The sequence below is a fragment of the Neobacillus solisequens genome, assembly GCF_051233465.1.
Classification (GTDB): Bacteria; Bacillota; Bacilli; order Bacillales; family Cytobacillaceae; genus Neobacillus.
This window is the reverse complement of sequence record NZ_JBKFGJ010000006.1, coordinates 82,386-101,009: the sequence shown is the minus strand read 5'-3', so window position 1 is coordinate 101,009 and position 18,624 is coordinate 82,386. Positions and strand designations below refer to the sequence as shown.

Here is an 18,624-nt window from a genome sequence, read left to right as displayed (position 1 = left end):
AAAATATTGCACCAATGAGGCATCAACTATGGATGTCATCCACCGAAGCAAAAGTGTGGGCACAAACTATTCACCAATACAAGGTGGTGCCTGTCACGAAGGAGGATAATGATGGAAAATGCATGGCTAATACCGCTTTTCCCGCTTTTGTCGTTTGTGATCCTTCTTTTTATCGGTAAGCGGTTGAAGGAAGCGAGTGCGTATGTGGGGATTCTGCTTACGCTTGCGTCGCTTGTTTTCTCGATTTTAGTGTTAATCGAACGCTTTTCGGAGCCAACTTTCTTAAAGCAGTTTAACTGGCTCACGATAGGAGATCTTCATTTAACAGCGGGCTTTGAAGTGAATCAATTAAATGCATTAATGCTGTTTATTGTATCGCTCGTAAGCTGCTTGGTACATACGTACTCTAAGGGCTATATGCAAGGAGACGAGCGGTTCCCGGTATTCTACGCTTATTTAGGACTTTTCACATTTGCAATGCTCGGGCTGGTTCTTTCACCTAACCTATTGCAAACATATATTTTCTGGGAACTTGTCGGAGTAGGTTCCTTCCTATTAATCGGTTTTTATTTTTACAAAGAAGAGGCAAAGGCCGCAGCGAAAAAGGCGTTCATCATGACCCGTATCGGGGACGTGGGACTCTTAATTGGAATGATCCTTCTGTTCTGGCAAACCAAAAGCTTTGAATACAGAGAGATTTTCCATGCAGTCGAAGGTGGCGCGGTCTCTCAAACTATGATTACCCTAACGGCGATTTTAATTTTTATCGGGGCAGTCGGAAAATCTGGTCAGTTCCCGCTCCATACCTGGCTTCCGGATGCGATGGAAGGTCCGACACCAGTATCGGCCTTAATTCACGCCGCAACAATGGTTGCTGCAGGGGTATACTTAGTCGCTGCTCTATTCCCATTGTTCTTGGCCAGCAAAACAGCACTATTAACGATTGCAGTCATCGGCGCATTTACGGCGATTTTTGCAGCCAGCATCGGCCTTGTGCAAACAGACATTAAGCGGGTTCTCGCTTACTCTACTGTGAGCCAATTAGGCTACATGATGCTTGCACTGGGTTCTGCAGGTTATGTCGCTGGGGTATTCCACCTCATGACACATGCCTTCTTTAAAGCCTTATTATTCTTGGCTGCGGGAAGCGTGATTCACGCCGTACACACACAAAACATTGAAGAAATGGGCGGGCTTTGGAAAAAATTAAAGCTGACCGGGCCGCTATTTTTAATCGGAACACTGGCCATCAGCGGTGTGCCGTTACTATCCGGTTTCTTCAGTAAAGATGAAATCTTAGTCGCTGCATGGGAAGGCGGACACCCAATCCTGTTCTTGCTAGCCCTTATTGCTGCATTCTTTACTGCATTCTATATGTTCCGCTTATTCTTTATGGTCTTTACCGGAGAAGCACGCAGTGACATGAAGAATGTTCACGAGTCACCAACTAATATGACTTTGCCTATGATCATTCTGGGCGTTCTTGCAGTCATAGCTGGTTATGTCAATACACCTTGGTTCGGCTCATTCTTAGGCGACTGGCTTGTTGACGGCAACGAAGCGCTTGGCCACGGGCACATTGAAGGCCCAGCCTGGATTATGATTGCAGCGACTGTCGTATCATTACTCGGAATCTATCTTGCTTGGTTAATTTACGGTAAACGCTCCATCTCCCGCAATTGGCTCAGCGGACAAGGCGACATGCTGCATACGATTCTTTACAACAAATACTATATCGATGAATTCTATCAAATGACCGTTGTGGCCATCACAACAGCCATCAGTTATTTCTGTAAGTTCATTGATGTCTTCCTTGTCGAAGGAATCGTCAAGGGAGTGGTCGGTTTCGTTCAAGGGCTTGGAACAATGGGCTCAAAAATGCAAACCGGTCAGGTTCAAACATACGGAGCAGTAGCCTTTATTGGTTTAGCCCTGCTCGCCGTGATCTTTGCATTAACAGGGGGGTACTTACGATGAATTTACACTCAGTTCTGTCAATCCTAGTATTCTCCCCTTTACTAGGTATTATCGTTCTAGCTTTCATGCCAAAAACCGTGGAAAAAGCGATCAAAACCATTGGCCTCCTGGCTACTTTGCCGGCACTATTGCTTGCCCTGGCAACTTATCTGCATTTCCAATGGGGTAAAAGCTTGTCTGATTTCTCTGTTTCCACTTCATGGATTCAATTCCGCGGAATGAACGTGGAAGCACCATATTTTTCGGTGAATTATGAACTCGGTTTAAGCGGCTTCCAGCTGCTGCTGGTAGTGCTCACAGCCATTGTGGCAACCCTGTCAGCCATTGCCTCAGCGAAATTCGTGAAGAAAGAATGGAAAGGCTACTACATGCTATTCCTTCTTTTAGAAACAGGCATGCTTGGCGTATTTACAGCAGAAAACTTAATCCTGTTCTTCATTTTCTTTGAAGTAACGCTGATTCCAACCTTCTTCCTAATCGGGAAATGGGGTTATTTTGAAAAAGAAAAAGCGGCATACAGCTTCTTAATCTACAACGGATTAGGCTCAGCCGTACTATTAATCGTAATCATGATCCTGTTTGCCAAAACGGGAACAACCAATATTGATCTATTACAAAAAATGGTCGGAGACCCAAACGCTGCTCTTTCAAGCGACTTAAAATTAGGCTTATTCATTGCCTTGCTAATTGCCTTTGGCGTCAAGCTGCCGATTTTCCCATTACACAGCTGGATGCTGCGGGTTCACGTACAAGCACCGCCATCTGTGGTGATGATTCACTCTGGGATTCTATTAAAAATCGGTGCCTACGGATTAATCCGTTTCGGCATGGGAATATTTCCAGCACAGTTTGAAAAGCTGGCAACCCTTATTGCGATTCTTGGGGTCATTAACCTGCTTTACGGAGCATTTCTGGCCTTCATTCAAACGGACTTTAAAATGGTTCTGGCGTATTCCTCGATTTCTCATATGGGAATCGTCTTAATCGGACTTGCCGCTATGAACGAGGCAGGCATTCAAGGCGCCATCTTCCAAGTGATCTCTCATGGATTAATCTCGGCGTTATTGTTCTTCTTGGTGGGTGTGCTTTACGAACGTACCGATACATCACTGATTGAAAATCTTGGCGGATTAGCAAAAGGAATGCCGCTTGCTGCCGGCTTCTTATTGGCTGGGGCTATGGCTTCACTCGGACTTCCAGGCATGTCCGGCTTCGTCAGTGAATTTATGGCATTCATGGGCTTATTCAAAGAAATGCCGTGGATTGCCGCTGTAGGAACAATTGGAATTATTATGACAGCAGCGTACTTGCTGCGTGCTGTTCTTGGAATGACCTATGGAAAATCACATCGTGAATTTACTGGTGTGGTTGACCTAAAAGGCATGGAATTTGTGCCAGTACTAGTATTAATGCTTTTAATTGTATTAATTGGTGTTTACCCAAGTGTTCTAAGCTCACCGCTTCATGCCACACTTGAGACTATCATGCTTGGGTTAGGAGGGTGATGAGGGATGAGTTCTGAGCAATTTTCTTCGATCAACTGGAGCATCATGACACCGGAGTTCATCATCCTTGGTGTGATTGCCATTCTTGTTGTATTAGAATTATTTATGCCGAAAAATCTTGACCGAAAAATCCTCGGTTGGGTCGGAATAGCTGCCATTTTCGCAGCCCTTGTTACAACGGTAAGCATGGCCGGCGGTGCGGTCGAGTCTATTTTACATGACACTTTCCGTCTTGATAGTTTTGCCATCGCATTTAAAATTTTGCTGCTCCTTGGTTCCGGCTTAGTGTTATTTTTAGCAGTAAGTTATGAAGCGAAAGAGGGATTGGAACGCTATACAGGTGAATTTTATTATCTGTTCCTGTCTGCGCTTCTTGGCGGTATGGTTATGACGTCAAGCGGCGACCTCATTACTCTGTATATTGGTTTGGAATTGTTATCGATTCCTTCTTATGTACTGGTTGGGATTCGCAAGTCCAACTTGCAGTCCAATGAGTCTGCCATGAAGTACGTGATCAGCGGCAGTATTTCATCTGCGATTACGCTTTTTGGGATGAGCTATGTGTATGGCTTAGCAGGATCAACAAACTTGCTTGAAATTGCTGGTAAGCTGTCGCAGTTAGCCAGTGGCCAGCAAGCGTATCTGCTAGGATTATCATTTTTAATGATTTTGGTCGGTTTAGCCTTTAAATTGGCAGCAGCACCATTCCATATGTGGGCACCAGACGTTTACCAAGGGGCACCGACTCCGGTTACAGCCTTTTTAAGCGTCGTATCCAAAACAGCAGGTTTTGTCATTGTTGTGCGAATTCTGCTAACCGTATTCGGGGCAGCTGCATCTGACGGTCCAGGATCAACGCCAATCATTCTTAATATGCAAAACTACCTTGCTGTCATTGCTGCAGCAACGATGATTATTGGTAACGTGGTGGCACTAAAACAGACCAACATTAAACGGATGTTTGCCTATTCCAGTATCGCCCACGCCGGGTATTTACTGGTGGCCTTAACCACATTAACATCAAATATGTTTTATTCCATTTGGTTTTACTTATTGGCCTACTTGTTTATGAACTTGGGAGCTTTTGCTGTGATCCAAGTGGTCACGGAAAAATCAGGCTCTACAAAAATTGCAGATTTTGCAGGGCTTTACCGCCGTTCACCAGGGCTTGCCGTGGCAATGGGTATTTTGTTAGTTTCCTTGGCAGGATTCCCAGGAACAGCCGGCTTTATCGGTAAACTAAACATCTTTATCGGAACCTTTACCGGACCAAATCCGCATTATGTGTTAGCCGCCATTATGATTGCGACAACCGTCGTATCTTATTTTTACTATTTTGGCGTCATGACACAAATCTTCTTCCGTCCGGCAGCCGATGAAAGCAAACTAAACATTCCATTTGGAATCCTAATTGTCCTTATCATTGCTGTAGTTGGAAGCATCCTGTTTGGTATCGCACCAAACATCGCCTTCAACTTCATGAACAACCATTTGGACATCATCTCTGACTTCTTCAGTTAGGGGATAGGATTTTCAAAATATACCGGTGGCAGAGCAGCAAATGGTGCCTGTCACCACGAACTAATACGAATAATGGGAAACGGTGCCAGGCACCAAAAGGGGTTATCTTATAGAGAAGAAGGGGTTGGGGGACCTCTTCTTTTTTCGTTTCTGGGGAATGGTAAGTCATTTATTAAAGTTTGTCACGAAATTGTAATATTTTTTAGAAACAATTGCCCATTTTCTTCGTCTATATGTTAGAATAGACTTTGCGTGAAAAATTTCCATATTATTGGATTCCGTGCGTGAAAATGTGTAAAAGGAGGTAACAGTTTGCTGAATGATATTGGGCAGCTTGCGTTAGTCAGTATAATTTCTCATCTGGTGTTTATCGCCATTTCCTGGTGGGCACTACAGGCTGTTCGGCTCGAAAAGTTAATCAGGCCCAATCATGTGTTTCAGGCGAGATTACTTTACATATTATTAGCCATATTCATTGGCTCGACTGTTAGTAACTTTTTCCTAGATTATCTGCATTGGTCGCAACAATTACCGTTAATCCTGCAATAGAAACACAGAACAGCTGTATTAGCAAATAATATTTGAATTGGAAAAAATTTAGGTCTTAGTATATGTTCCAAATTTCAAATATATTGAGTACAATCATCTTTGTGTGGAAAAATAACAGCAATGATTAACTGTTGTAAGTATAAATATCACAATTTTATCCTCTCACGTAAAACTGGTGTTTTAAAGCACTTGTCAGACGTATTACAACACTTGTCAATTGTCGTTAAGTGACGACAATTCCCAAGTATGCACTCTCCCCGAATGGAAACAATGGTAGGGAGGGGAGAAGAGAGAATGAAGAGAAATCTAAAGTTTTATTTAAGTCTGATACCTGTATTTTGTGTGATCCTGGTTGTAATTGGGAACCGGACAACTGAGGCATACGACGGCCTGGATTTGATTCATAATTTGAAAAAGGACGGCAGCTTGAGCACTATTTTTTTAAAGGCTGAAAAGACTGCCAGCAGCGTTGTTAAGTACCATGGAGGAAAACAAGGACGTTTTGCTAACAACGGTTATGAAGACAACTCGAACGGCATGTCGGACACTGGGTTTACTTTGCCAAAAGAAAGTGCTCGGGATTTAGTGCAAATCGGCTCACTTATGAGAGCCGAAAATATTTTGCTACAGGAATGGTCTTTTTATGCACGTGAACATGTTACAGGCCTTAATAGTGAAAATGAAGTGAAGGAATACGCAGAACAACTTAAGCAAAAGTTTCCTGATTGGACTTGGTCGGAAGTATCTACCGACACAAAATGGGAAGCCACAGCAGTATCTCCAACATCTAAACACCACAGCGAAATGCTTCAAATTATGGCTACCCACACAAAACAACCTGTTGATGCGTATATAGTATATAGGGTTGATGGCAAAGCCTGGAATGAATCCTCTGAGGACTTTTTTACAACAAGGAAATTTGAAAATAGGCTTTCTGACATATTTCGTAAAAAACCAACAATTTTTTCTTGTATGAAAGGCGTAGTCAGTGATAAGATTGATACGGCTTTACAAACAACAATAAATCATTATTTATCAGTTTTTAAAGCGAAACAAATCGAAGCGTTAAAAGAGGAGACGTTCATGTCTGTTTCGGCGAAATCGCCGTTGTTTTCCAACTCCATAGATATGAAAAATAATCACATGAATTTGCAAATTGGCTTACGCTCCGAAGGATTGGGCGGAAAGACTACTATCGTAGTTGGAACCCCTATCATTACGATTGAATATTAATATAGAGAAAATGGACGCGGAGGGGAATACTCTTGGAAAAGATCATCGTCCGCGGCGGACAAAGGCTTTTGGGAACGGTGAAAGTGGAAGGTGCAAAGAATGCCGTTCTGCCTGTTATCGCTGCAACATTATTAGCAAGTGACGGAAAAAGTGTAATTCGTGATGTACCTACACTCTCCGATGTATTTACAATTAATGAAGTTTTACGCAACTTAAATGCCGAAGTGATGTTCGAAAATAATACAGTTGTTGTTGATGCATCCAGAGTGTTAAAAGAGGAAGCGCCGTTTGAGTATGTACGCAAAATGCGCGCGTCTGTGCTTGTGATGGGTTCATTATTGGCGCGAAATGGTCGTGCCCGTGTCGCTCTTCCAGGCGGCTGTGCTATAGGATCCAGACCAATCGATCAGCATCTGAAGGGCTTTGAGGCCATGGGTGCGGTTGTAAAGGTAGGAAATGGCTTTATCGAAGCGGAGGTAGCCGGCCGTTTAAAAGGTGCAAAAATTTATTTAGATTTCCCAAGTGTTGGAGCCACTGAGAATATCATGATGGCAGCCACTCTTGCTCAAGGGACAACGATTATTGAAAATGTAGCAAAAGAACCGGAAATCGTTGACTTGGCGAATTTCCTAAACAAAATGGGCGCCAAGGTGAAAGGTGCCGGAACAGGCACACTTCGCATTGAAGGCGTGGATATTTTGTTTGGGGCAGATCATAATATTATTCCTGACCGTATTGAAGCAGGAACCTTCATGGTAGCTGCCGCGATTACAGGTGGGAATGTCCTTGTAAAGGGTGCCGTTCCCGAACATCTTTCTTCATTGATTGCCAAAATGGAAGAGATGGGTGTTACGATCAGGGAGGAAGAGGATGGCGTTCGTGTCATCGGTCCTGAGCGATTGAAGGCCGTTGATATTAAGACAATGCCTCATCCAGGTTTCCCAACCGACATGCAATCACAGATGATGGCTTTATTGCTTCGTGCAGAAGGTACGTCTATGATTACGGAAACGGTATTTGAGAATCGTTTCATGCATGTGGAGGAATTCCGCCGCATGAATGCAGATATAAAAATTGAAGGCCGCTCAGTGATTCTAAACGGACCTTCAAATTTACAGGGTGCTGAAGTTTCAGCGACTGACCTGCGTGCAGCCGCAGCCTTAATTTTAACCGGGCTTGTTGCTGACGGTATGACTCGTGTTACCGAATTAAAACACTTAGATCGCGGTTACGTGGCTTTCCACGATAAATTAGCCGGTCTTGGTGCGGATATTGAACGGGTGAAAGAAGTAGACGAAACTTTCGTCGAACTTCCGAAATTCGTTACAGACCTAAACGCATAATGCCTTTGGCGTAGCGTAAGTACACACGCCAAGCAGGAGCGGCGGGTAATGACAAGAACACATCTGAACAAAACCAAAAGCAACGGGGCCTGGGATACGGGTCCTGTTTTTATTTTGGGCTAAAATTAGGGAACTGCACGGCAATAAAATTTCGTATTCAACAAATATTAAGGTGAATTCAACAAAATAGAGAAGCATTCAACAAAACCTCAGCCAATAACAACAAAAATTAAATGGAATTCAACAAAAATAAGCAAAATTCAACAAACCTCTATCACAATTCCACATAAAAGAGGACTTGTCCGTGTGTGGTGGACAAATGTCCACGGATGGTGCCTGTCACCATAGCTCCCCCTTTTCCTCAAAGGTCCCAAAATCCTAATAGAAATTTCTGTAATAAATGCTTGTCCTCCTCCATATGTTTTAAGTGAGACGGTAAACCGGCTGTGGTCGGTGGTCAAATTTACAATCTGGAGGCTCATTCATGAAAAATTTCAAACCACTCGTCGTACTAGTGACTGTTCTTTTTGCCTTGATTTTGGCGATTCCTGCTGTGCTTGTTTTGCCGTTTGCTGACAAGGCGGCAACCGGTAAGTTGGGGGAAAGTGTAAGTGAGGCTCCAAAACAGGAAACAGCAGCCACTCCATCGGTTTCGGCTGATGCGTCGGCTAACGTTAGCGTAGCAGTATTTCGTTCAGCTAAAAAGGTGATTGAATCCGTTCCATTGGAGGATTATCTCGTCGGAGTTGTAGCTGCAGAAATGCCAGCTGATTTTAATGAGGAGGCCTTGAAGGCTCAAGCGTTAACTGCAAGAACTTATATCATTAACCGATTAATGAAGAAGGATACGCTCGGGGTTCCAAAAGGCGCTCAGGTTACAGATACGCCGATGCACCAAGCTTATTTGAGCGATGATCAGCTCCGCCAAGATTGGGGAAAGAACTATGAGTGGAAGAAACAAAAAGTTCTCGAGGCGGTCCGTGCGACCAGTGGCCAAATTCTAACTTACGAAGGCAAACCAATCAACGCGACCTTCTTCTCCACCAGCAATGGCTACACAGAGAACTCAGAGGACTATTGGTCTGGTAACATTCCCTATTTAAGAAGCGTAACAAGCCCGTGGGATAAAAACTCTCCTAAATTTAACAGTCAAAAGGTCATGAGTGTGAGGGAATTTGAATCCCGGTTAGGGGTAAAAATCGGCACTAGCAAAACGATTGGCAAAATTGTAGCAAAAACAGAAGGCAAACGGGTCGCTAAGGTTGATTTTAACGGAAAAGTTCTAACGGGAAAGGATATCCGTGAGAAGTTAGATTTAAGATCATCTGATTTTTCCTGGGAGCGCAAAGGTGATAATATCGTGATTTCTACCAGAGGGTTTGGCCATGGAGTCGGTATGAGCCAATATGGGGCGAACGGTATGGCGTCGGAAGGGAAAAATTACAAGGATATCGTGAAGTACTATTATCAAGGCGTTGAAATATCGTCGGCAGCGAACATGTTAGCGACGATCACTGCGCAAAAATAGAGTAAAAAGAAGAGCCAGGCACTGATGCCCGGCTCTTTTTTCTATTTAAGCCCCTATAGTACGAATCCGCTCAAGTCTTTTTCGTAACTTCGAAAATTTACCCCCAAACAACGCCCCTCTTACAAAATAAAAAGAAACAATGATCCCAATAAAATCCTTTACGAGGTCAAAGAGCGAAGCGGAGCGGTACGAATAGAATGATTGATGAATTTCATCACTAATCCCATAAAAGGCCGCAAACACCGCGCAGGCGGCGTTCCAAGCTGGTGTGAAGGCACCTCGTCTTGTTAGCATAGCAAGTACTAATAAAGCATATAAAATCGCAAATTCTATTAAATGCAGTGATTCTTTAATAGTATGGTCCAGCTTAGAATCAGGCAGCTCGACAAATTGATTAGATGGAAGACTGGACTGAATAAAGACGATTGCCATATATATCAGCGGTAATACCCGGAGAATCCATTTTTTCATTTGTAATAAAATCCTTTCAAAAAATATTTTTAATCATGATGCATAAAAAGAGCACCAGTGTCGAAAAATAAGTTTTAAAAATTTTTTCAGCCTTGTGTATATAATTCTACTTATCTGTTCAGAATGATTGCTGAGGTGATGAAAATGAGAGAGGAAGAAAACAAACGATCTTCTCAAAGTTCCAGCGTAAAACGCTTTTTCAAAAAGCGTTGGGTATTTCCAGCCATCTATATTGCAAGTGCAGCGATTATTTTAACAGGCGTACTTTGGTATCAATCCGGCGCGAACAGCACAGATAAGTATGATTACAAGTCTACTGATTTAGCAGGCAAAAAAGGCCAAGAGCCAGCAATTGAAGTGAATAAAGCAATGGAAAACTTCAAGATGCCTGTGGCTAATGCAGCATCAGCAGTAATCAAAACCAAATTCTATGATTTTAATGGAAAAACGTCCGATCAAGAAGCAGCACTAGTATTTTACAATAATACCTATCAGCCAAACACTGGTATCGATATCACGATGAAGGACGGCGAAACGTTTGATGTGACAGCATCACTAAGTGGAACGGTCACTCGCGTGGATGAAGATTCTGTGTTAGGTAACGTGATTGAAATCGAACATGATAAGGGTATTGTAACACAATATTCATCTATTAAAGACGTAAAGGTCAAGGTTGGCGAAGAAGTTAAACAGAACCAAGTAATTGCCAAGGCTGGGCAAAGCTTGTTCAATGAAAAAGCTGGAACACACGTCCATTTTGAAATTCGTAAAGATGACGTAGCAGTTAATCCAACAGACTATTTTAACAAATCATTAAGCACGTTAGAAGAAGTAAAAACTTCTGAAGAAAAAAGCTCAACAGAAGTTCCCAAAGCAACAGAAACTGAGAAAAAATATGAAGATCCTGCTACCAGTAAAACACCGTCATCCGACAAAAAATCAACTGATGACCAGTCTACTGACAAAAAGTCAACAGAAGAAAAGTCTACTGATAAACAGTCAAGTGATGACAAGTCAACTGAAAAAAAGTCAGACAAGAAAACTAACCAAGACAATTCTACTGACAAACAAGACGAATCTTCTACATCTAAACAAAGTACAAATTCATAATGTAAAGAACCATTAACAAGGGGAAGGGGAACACTTTTCCTCTTTTTTTTGCGTATGTACAAAAAAATTGGCGGTAGCTAAAAGGTAAAGGTACCAAAAAGTGGGCCTCGACTATGGCTATATCGTTAAAGCCTTTCTATCGGCAAAGAATCTGTCTCAGGGTGCCATTGGTACTGTTTCAAGTCAATTGAGCCGTTTAGGCCGATTTGAACCCCTTCAGCCTCAAGGGAGAAGACTTGTTCATGATAGGACTCGTCATCCCGAAGGGCTATTTGTCCTTTTCCGTTGATGACGCGGTGCCAGGGCAGCCGGTGTTTTTTGCTCATGGAGTGCAGGATGCGTACTACTTGGCGTGCTGCACGGGGGCTTCCAGCATGCTCTGCAATTTGTCCATAGGTCATAACCTTGCCTTCAGGTATGTTTTTTATTATTTTAACCACAGCTTCAGTAAACGGGGTCACGTCATACAAATCCTCTCGTGCGATTATTGGAACTTCTTTTCTTCCTGCATAATACTCAAGATTATCTAATATTTTTTATAATGACAAGGGGTGCCAGGCGTCAAAACGAATGTAATCCCGTTGAATAAACGTAAAAAACCTAACTGACACACTCTTTTTTTGTACGACAAATTTCTTGGGAAATAATTAAATTACCGTTAGTATTTCCTAACTAGCACCTAGAGCAGTGCCATTTCACAGTGGTTAGTGGGAATGTCGAATATCCTGGTTGTTATTTGACTATTCTGGAATAAGGCCGTAACCCTTGTCCCCTTTGTGTATTTTGTGCATAAACCCGTATCCAAGCTAATAAAATGTTACAAACCTTTATCAAAAGAGAGTGTTTGAGGTGAGCAATCGTTTAATATAAATGGAATTTCAGCTGGGGACATGATTATTCATCGTATGATCAGAAAGTACACCTTTCTGCCGCTTGGTGCCTGACAGCATATTGGGTGTGCTAAAGAGCACACTGTCCACCCCATGTGGACAAATTGGCATTTTGTCTTTTTGCGGTGCCTGTCACCAATAACACCATGCGGAAGTAGTATTTCGTCGAAGTGATAAGCGAGTCTCATTTCACGTTCTCACATCCATATTAGGGAGGGCGAGAGTGTGCACGATTACATCAAAGAGAGGACAATCAAGATTGGAAAGTATATCGTGGAGACGAGGAAAACGGTTCGCGTGATTGCGAAGGAGTTTGGCGTGTCCAAAAGTACGGTCCATAAGGATTTGACTGAGAGACTTCCTGAAATTAATCCTGAGCTTGCAAATGAGGTTAAAGAGATCTTGGATTATCATAAATCAATTCGCCATTTACGGGGCGGCGAGGCGACGAAGATGAAGTATCAGAAGGAAGAAAAGGAGGGGGAGGCTGTTAAATAGTTACAATTTTCTGGCATTATGCAAAAAAAGTAGTATTTCTCTCAAATTCCTCCTGATTGACAGAAATCAGCAAAAATTTACAACGTTTTATTGAAAACGTTAGGGAAATTTTAATGAATATGATACAATAAGCAATTAGGAAATGTATGTGGATTCCGTTTGGAGGAGGAAAGAAAAGAGAATGTTTGCAAGAGATATTGGGATTGATTTAGGTACGGCTAACGTGCTAATTCACGTTAAAGGCCGTGGAATTGTATTAAACGAGCCGTCCGTAGTGGCGATCGACAAATCAAATAATCGCGTTCTCGCAGTCGGTGAAGAGGCAAGACGCATGGTAGGGCGTACACCTGGTAATATCGTGGCTATTCGTCCGTTAAAAGATGGTGTAATTGCAGATTTTGATGTGACAGAAGCAATGCTGAAGCATTTTATTAACAAATTAAATGTAAAAGGCTTTTTATCTAAACCCCGTATTTTGATTTGCTGCCCAACCAACATTACCAGTGTTGAGCAAAAAGCAATCAGAGAAGCTGCAGAAAAAAGCGGTGGGAAAAAGATCTACCTAGAAGAAGAGCCAAAAGTGGCGGCTATTGGAGCAGGAATGGACATCTTCCAGCCAAGCGGAAACATGGTTGTGGACATTGGAGGAGGAACGACGGATGTTGCTGTATTATCAATGGGCGATATCGTGACTTCTTCCTCCATCAAAATGGCCGGTGATAAGTTTGATATGGAGATCTTGAACCATATTAAGCGCGAGTATAAGCTATTGATCGGGGAACGCACAGCTGAAAATATCAAAATTAACATCGCTACCGTATTCCCAGGGTCACGCTCTGAAGAAATGGAAATTCGCGGACGTGACATGGTAAGTGGTTTGCCTCGTACCATCACTGTTCGTTCCGAAGAAATCGAACAGGCCCTGCACGAATCAGTTGCTGTAATCGTTCAAGCTGCAAAAAGTGTTCTTGAACGCACTCCACCTGAGCTTTCCGCTGATATTATCGACCGTGGTGTTATTTTAACGGGCGGTGGTGCATTGCTACATGGAATTGACATGCTACTTGCTGAAGAGCTAAAAGTTCCTGTTCTTGTGGCAGAAAACCCAATGGAATGCGTGGCGATCGGAACAGGCATCATGCTGGATAATCTTGATCGAATTCCAAATCGCAAATTAGGTTAAGTGGAATCTTTTGCCTTTGGTGGTATGACATCTAACCAATAGAGATTAAAAAGTCTAATGAGCAGGCTGCCAAGCCACGATCATTGGACTTTTTTTGGTTCAACTGGATAAAGTCTTACGCTTGTTTTTGAAAAATTAATGTAATAAAGTGTATAATTTTTTATAATAGAATAAATGTGAAGAATTCTGAAAATAAAAAGGGTTATAATATGGATAACTCAGTTAAGTCCGTGGCGGGGTTACCGGCCTATTTAAAGGGGAAATGAAGTTGAACCAAGAACAAGTTCAAACGCGTGAAGATTTTAAAAAGGAACAAAAAGGGATTGAGGAGAACCAAATGAACAACACGGAAGAAGCAGCGCCGCAATATAAACGGGTGCGAATTCGTTTGTTTCCAATTTGGCTTCGTTTGCTTTTACTTGTCGTTTTGATGTTCATCTGCCTGATGTCCGGTGCTGCTGTGGGCTATGGAGTTATTGGAAGCGGAAAAGTAGTGGACATATTCAAGGAATCAACCTGGACGCATATTGTGGATTTAGTTGAAAAAAAATAGAGATAATCAGGAAGGGAAGAGTTGTTAATGCTCTTCCCTTTTGTGTTACAATAAGGAATGAATACTTGTTCCTAGTAGGAGGTACTAAATAAAATGCTTGATACCACACAAATCAAAGAAATTATTCCGCATCGTTATCCGTTTTTATTAGTGGATCGTATCTTAGAGGTCGAAGAAGGAAAAAGAGCTGTTGGCATAAAGAACGTCACGGCAAATGAAGAGTTTTTTAACGGTCACTTCCCTGACTATCCGGTCATGCCTGGAGTTTTAATCGTAGAAGCACTTGCCCAGGTTGGTGCCGTGGCTGTGCTAAAGAAAGAAGAAAACCGCGGCAGATTAGCGTTTTTTGCAGGTATTGATAATTGCCGATTCAAGCGCCAGGTTAAGCCTGGTGATCAGCTTCGTTTAGAGGTTGAAATGGTCCGTTTGCGCGGTCCAATTGGAAAAGGTAAAGCAGTGGCGACTGTTGACGGTGAAATTGCCTGTGAAGCGGAAATTACCTTTGCGTTAGGGGAAAAACAAGCGTAATTTTGCAAAAAGACTTAGAGTTCTCTAGGTCTTTTTTTTATGCCCTTCAAAAAAATGGCAAATCATAATCCTAAAACAATGGGAATGCTAAAACTGTTAAGTTAATTATTGAAGGGAGAAATTCGCTTGAAGAAAAAACTGTCATTAATGATTCTGGGTTCCCTTACTTCCATGATGCTTTTGAGTGCATGTAATAATGATAATGATGATAATCATAATCCGGCACCACCAAACGTCAATATGGACCGGAATGACCTGAATAACCCCAACGACCTGAATGATCGAAATAATTTGAATGACCGGAATAATCTGGACAACCGGGATGACCGAAATAATCTGGATAATCGGGATGACCGAAACACTTTGGATAACGGGGATAACGGGAATAACCTGATTGATCGTGACAATGATCATTACACGCCAAGAGAAGACAAAAACACGGATACAGACAAGGATCCAGTTAAGGACTATAACACAAAGCATGAAGATATGATCGAGGACGACATTGACCGTAATGACCGCGATCGTAAAGATGAGTAAGGACAGAAAAGGGACAGGTATCTACCTGTCCCTCCTGTCATTATTGCATTCCTGCACCAATAAAGATCGCTGCCAATAAAGCTAAAACAAAAATGGCTACATAAACAAGGATGGCAATGATCAGAATGATCCATCCAGCCACTTTACGTCCGGTTTTTATAAAATAAATTCCTAAAGTGATGGGACCAAAAAAGAACCCAAGGATCGCCCAAAGAACAGCACTTTTTTGATGCTTGGGCGCATCAATTGCTAGATAAATCGCAATAATTACCCCAACGATTGAACCAGAAATAAACTCCAAAAGATAACCCCCTTTTTGTATATAGAATTTAAGTATGTCTGTAAATTTTTGAAAAATCAACCACAAAAAAACCAGCCTAAATGACTGGTTACGATTTTTTTACTTTTATCTTTGGTTTGCTTTTTAGCTTTTCTCTGAACTCAGAAAGCAGTTCCTCGCCGTCCAGCCCCTTTTGAAGCAAGGTCTCTAGCAACAGCTCTGAATAATCGCCCTTATTACGGCGGATTTGCCCTTGAAACAGCACGCTGATATGGTCCTCAAACTTTAACAAGGAGACGATCTTGGTCTGAAAAAAGGCCGGGGCATTATCCCGTTTCGTAATAACGGCCTCCACTATGACTTCTCGATTTCCTTCATAAATATTCTTAAAAAACTCATAATGAGAGAGGTCAGTATAGGCATCGATCAGCCAGTTGGAAAAATCGTCTTCCTTATTAAGAATCAGGCTATTCTCTAACGGCACCTCAACAGAAGTGTCTCCGTCCACCACTTCTAATGAATAAAGTCTAAACGTTTTCATGGATTTGACCTCCATTTTACAATTTTCCTCATTATACCATAGTCCAGCCTAAAGCAAGTGTCGAAAAAAATTATCGAAAATGCGAAAAATGTGTTTTTTGCTCCAAATTGATGCATTTTTTACAAAAAACGCGTAGATAAATGATTTATCTCGCCAAAAAATGCACGAATAGCCCTTTTTCGTGATTTTACTTTGGGGCCTCCCAGGAGCTATGATACAGACATCAGGTATAAAGGAGATGAATCAATGATTAATCAAGTTACTCTTGTTGGCAGGCTGACAAAAGATCCGGAGAAGAAAGTGACGTCTGAAGGAATCGCGATGGCAAACATTACCCTGGCAGTAAATCGTAATTTCCGTAATCACAACGGTGAATTTGAAACAGACTTTGTCCAATGCACTCTGTGGCGGAGAGCAGCTGAAAATACGTGCCAATATTGTCGTAAAGGAGCGATCATCGGCATTACAGGCAGAATGCAATCCCGTCATTACGATGCTAAAGATGGAAAAAGAATTTACATGACCGAGGTGGTGGCAGAAACAGTTCGTTTCTTAAGTTCCAAGCCACAAACGAAAGCTACCGAGGAAAAGAAAGAAGGCGTCAGCATTGGGTCCTAATCCAAGCGAAGAAGCAGCCCAAAAATTAGAGCAATTGCTCGAAAGCTTAATTAAAATGGTGGGAAACGCCAACAAGAATGTCGACAGTCTGCAAAGACGCGTCAGTCAGCTCGAATGGCTAATAAAAGAACAGCAAAGCTCCAGCCGCGAAACCAACCCCATACGGATCTACTCCTAAGTCCCTCTGAATCCACCTTCATCTTTTTCAAAAGGGATGCGTTGCCATCTGTGTAACGTAGTTTATTATCCTCGTAAGAGCCTATCACCAAAAAAAGAAAATCAAACGCCTCTCCATAATGTACCCTCATATTTGAGAATTCCCGGGAAAAAGGCCGGGAATTTTTTTGTATAAAAATTATTGAAATAGGAGATACTGTTACAAAACCCCCTTTTTTTACTGAAGCTCCTGACCTGTATCGGGGGCTTCTTCGTGTTTTTTAGGGCATTCTAGACAAATTTTTGCCAAATAATAGGTAATTTCCTGCCCCTTAAGACAATTTGTGATAGTCTTTTAATCTTTTTGTAACATAACTATTACATTGCTTTGTTATAAATAGAACAAGGAGGGAGAGTATGCATAATTTAAAAAAGCGTATTATTCTCGTGGTACTTACAACTTTGTTTACTGTAACAGGCTCGAACATGGTTACATATGCGGAGACAAACAGTGAAGCGTTACAAAATGCCCAACAACAACTTCAGCAGCAACAAAGTATCGTAAACCAAAAAGAACAAGAAAAGCAATCCGTTAATAACGAGATCCAGCAAATTCAGCAAGAGTTAGATAATTTAGTTTCATATATTGATTCAAATAAGCAAGAAATGGCAAAGACACAAAGCAAGATCGATGAAGTGAATAAGCTCATCGAAGCCAAAAAAGCTGAAATTGTGGTGCTAGAGGACAAAATCCTCAGCCGTAAAGATATTATGAAAAAACGGGCAGTGGCTCTGCAGCAAAATGATAACATAAACATTATGCTCAACCTATTCTTTGAGTCTGATAGTATCTCTGATTTCATTCAGCGCGCCAGTGCCGCTTCCGAGTTAATGGATGCGGACAAGGATATTTTAACTGCCCAAAAAGAGGATCTCCAAAAGATTGAAAATGATAAAAAAGAGATTGATAGACAAGAGCAGATTTTGCAAGGTCAGCAGCAGGTCTTGGCCCAACAGCAAGCGGAGCTGAGCCAAAACCTGCAAAAGAGACAACAATCCTTAACGGCTATGCAAGAAAAATATAATCAAATCGTGCAGCAAATGGCGCTTGCTGAGCAGCAGAAAGCTGGCATTGAGTCAAAAATGAGAAGCATCCAGGATCAGATGGCCCAACCGTCTAGACCGCAAACCGCTTCGGCTGGTACGCAAGGTCTGGCAGCTCCGGGTGTAAACGGCAAGGAATTATACGTTACCGCAACCGCTTATAGTCCAGAAGAATCCGGTGCTATCACCAGACTAGGCTACAACATCGCGGCAAATCCAAATATGAAACTAATTGCAGTAGACCCGCGCGTCATCCCACTTGGAAAGAAAGTTTGGGTAGAGGGCTACGGAGTCGCCATCGCTGGTGACACAGGCGGCGCCATCCAAGGTCACATCATCGACGTCCTCATGCCAAATAAAGCATCGGCATTACAATGGGGCAGAAGAACGGTGAAAATTGTTATTTTAAATTAAATATTACCTATTAAATGAGACCCGGTTATCAGCGCCGGGTCTTTTTGCATGTGGGAGAAGTAAAGTACTTTTAGGTTGTCGG

At 42.2% G+C, this 18,624-nt stretch carries 20 protein-coding genes; 16 read left to right on the top strand and 4 right to left on the bottom strand.

The genetic code is table 11. The features are described from left to right. Window positions 1-108: 108 nt before the first annotated feature. From nuoL to spoIID, 7 genes are all read left to right on the top strand, one after another. Window positions 109-1,977: an NADH-quinone oxidoreductase subunit L gene (gene nuoL, locus ACI3K6_RS07995; protein ID WP_435554407.1), complete on the top strand. Its 1,869-nt coding sequence runs from the start codon at window positions 109-111 to the stop codon at window positions 1,975-1,977. Beyond that, on the top strand, window positions 1,974-3,482 hold the full coding sequence (locus tag ACI3K6_RS07990; protein ID WP_335482066.1) for an NADH-quinone oxidoreductase subunit M: 1,509 nt from the start codon (window positions 1,974-1,976) through the stop codon (window positions 3,480-3,482). Before nuoL ends, ACI3K6_RS07990 begins: the two co-directional genes overlap by 4 nt. A 6-nt stretch (window positions 3,483-3,488) precedes the next feature. Next, window positions 3,489-5,003 (top strand): NADH-quinone oxidoreductase subunit NuoN, encoded by a 1,515-nt coding sequence (gene nuoN / locus ACI3K6_RS07985; RefSeq protein ID WP_335482068.1) that lies wholly within the window; start codon window positions 3,489-3,491, stop codon window positions 5,001-5,003. Window positions 5,004-5,315: 312 nt separating this feature from the next. Continuing rightward, window positions 5,316-5,552 carry a DUF1146 family protein gene (locus ACI3K6_RS07980; protein ID WP_335482070.1) on the top strand — a complete coding sequence of 79 codons (237 nt, stop codon included), beginning with the start codon at window positions 5,316-5,318 and terminating at the stop codon, window positions 5,550-5,552. Between the two features lie 294 nt (window positions 5,553-5,846). After that, window positions 5,847-6,785 carry a YwmB family TATA-box binding protein gene (locus ACI3K6_RS07975; RefSeq protein ID WP_435554406.1) on the top strand — a complete coding sequence of 313 codons (939 nt, stop codon included), beginning with the start codon at window positions 5,847-5,849 and terminating at the stop codon, window positions 6,783-6,785. A gap of 32 nt (window positions 6,786-6,817) precedes the next feature. Continuing rightward, a complete protein-coding gene (gene murA / locus ACI3K6_RS07970; protein WP_335482074.1) occupies window positions 6,818-8,128 on the top strand; it encodes a UDP-N-acetylglucosamine 1-carboxyvinyltransferase in 1,311 nt (436 codons plus the stop codon). A 484-nt stretch (window positions 8,129-8,612) separates the two neighbouring features. After that, window positions 8,613-9,656: a stage II sporulation protein D gene (gene spoIID / locus ACI3K6_RS07965; protein ID WP_435554405.1), complete on the top strand. Its 1,044-nt coding sequence runs from the start codon at window positions 8,613-8,615 to the stop codon at window positions 9,654-9,656. Between the two features lie 45 nt (window positions 9,657-9,701). Here spoIID and ACI3K6_RS07960 read toward each other — a convergent pair whose 3' ends face one another. Continuing rightward, window positions 9,702-10,127 carry a VanZ family protein gene (locus ACI3K6_RS07960; protein ID WP_335482078.1) on the bottom strand — a complete coding sequence of 142 codons (426 nt, stop codon included), beginning with the start codon at window positions 10,125-10,127 and terminating at the stop codon, window positions 9,702-9,704. Window positions 10,128-10,271: 144 nt separating this feature from the next. Here ACI3K6_RS07960 and ACI3K6_RS07955 point away from each other — a divergent pair, with 144 nt between their 5' ends. After that, window positions 10,272-11,237 carry a peptidoglycan DD-metalloendopeptidase family protein gene (locus ACI3K6_RS07955; RefSeq protein WP_335482092.1) on the top strand — a complete coding sequence of 322 codons (966 nt, stop codon included), beginning with the start codon at window positions 10,272-10,274 and terminating at the stop codon, window positions 11,235-11,237. 125 nt (window positions 11,238-11,362) lie between these two features. Here the strand turns inward: ACI3K6_RS07955 and ACI3K6_RS07950 are convergent, their stop codons facing one another. Further along, complete coding sequence (locus ACI3K6_RS07950; RefSeq protein ID WP_435554404.1) at window positions 11,363-11,698, bottom strand: MGMT family protein; 336 nt, start codon at window positions 11,696-11,698, stop codon at window positions 11,363-11,365. A 654-nt stretch (window positions 11,699-12,352) separates the two neighbouring features. Here ACI3K6_RS07950 and spoIIID point away from each other — a divergent pair. The 5 genes from spoIIID (at window position 12,353) to ACI3K6_RS07925 (ending at window position 15,429) form a co-directional block, all read left to right on the top strand. Continuing rightward, window positions 12,353-12,625 (top strand): sporulation transcriptional regulator SpoIIID, encoded by a 273-nt coding sequence (spoIIID, locus tag ACI3K6_RS07945; RefSeq protein WP_007086083.1) that lies wholly within the window; start codon window positions 12,353-12,355, stop codon window positions 12,623-12,625. A gap of 181 nt (window positions 12,626-12,806) precedes the next feature. Beyond that, complete coding sequence (gene mreB / locus ACI3K6_RS07940) at window positions 12,807-13,808, top strand: rod shape-determining protein (protein WP_335482082.1); 1,002 nt, start codon at window positions 12,807-12,809, stop codon at window positions 13,806-13,808. A 262-nt stretch (window positions 13,809-14,070) separates the two neighbouring features. Then, on the top strand, window positions 14,071-14,361 hold the full coding sequence (locus ACI3K6_RS07935; RefSeq protein WP_435554403.1) for a DNA-directed RNA polymerase subunit beta: 291 nt from the start codon (window positions 14,071-14,073) through the stop codon (window positions 14,359-14,361). 93 nt (window positions 14,362-14,454) lie between these two features. Further along, the gene (gene fabZ / locus ACI3K6_RS07930; RefSeq protein WP_335482086.1) at window positions 14,455-14,889 is read left to right on the top strand and encodes a 3-hydroxyacyl-ACP dehydratase FabZ; all 435 of its coding nucleotides are present in this window, start codon (window positions 14,455-14,457) and stop codon (window positions 14,887-14,889) included. 126 nt (window positions 14,890-15,015) lie between these two features. After that, complete coding sequence (locus ACI3K6_RS07925; protein ID WP_435554402.1) at window positions 15,016-15,429, top strand: hypothetical protein; 414 nt, start codon at window positions 15,016-15,018, stop codon at window positions 15,427-15,429. Between the two features lie 40 nt (window positions 15,430-15,469). On the opposite strand, the gene ACI3K6_RS07920 is transcribed toward ACI3K6_RS07925, so the two are convergent. Both ACI3K6_RS07920 and ACI3K6_RS07915 read right to left on the bottom strand, forming a co-directional pair. Then, entirely contained in the window at window positions 15,470-15,730 is a 261-nt protein-coding gene (locus ACI3K6_RS07920; protein WP_335482090.1) for a hypothetical protein, read from the bottom strand. Between the two features lie 88 nt (window positions 15,731-15,818). Then, entirely contained in the window at window positions 15,819-16,250 is a 432-nt protein-coding gene (locus ACI3K6_RS07915; protein WP_435554401.1) for a YwpF family protein, read from the bottom strand. 246 nt (window positions 16,251-16,496) lie between these two features. Here ACI3K6_RS07915 and ssb point away from each other — a divergent pair, with 246 nt between their 5' ends. From ssb to ACI3K6_RS07900, 3 genes are all read left to right on the top strand, one after another. Beyond that, the gene (ssb, locus tag ACI3K6_RS07910) at window positions 16,497-16,868 is read left to right on the top strand and encodes a single-stranded DNA-binding protein (protein ID WP_335476614.1); all 372 of its coding nucleotides are present in this window, start codon (window positions 16,497-16,499) and stop codon (window positions 16,866-16,868) included. Further along, a complete protein-coding gene (locus ACI3K6_RS07905) occupies window positions 16,858-17,046 on the top strand; it encodes a hypothetical protein (RefSeq protein ID WP_435554400.1) in 189 nt (62 codons plus the stop codon). The genes ssb and ACI3K6_RS07905 overlap by 11 nt, the downstream gene beginning before the upstream one ends. Before the next feature lie 395 nt (window positions 17,047-17,441). Then, window positions 17,442-18,542: a 3D domain-containing protein gene (locus tag ACI3K6_RS07900; protein WP_435554399.1), complete on the top strand. Its 1,101-nt coding sequence runs from the start codon at window positions 17,442-17,444 to the stop codon at window positions 18,540-18,542. The last annotated feature ends 82 nt before the right edge of the window (window positions 18,543-18,624 follow it).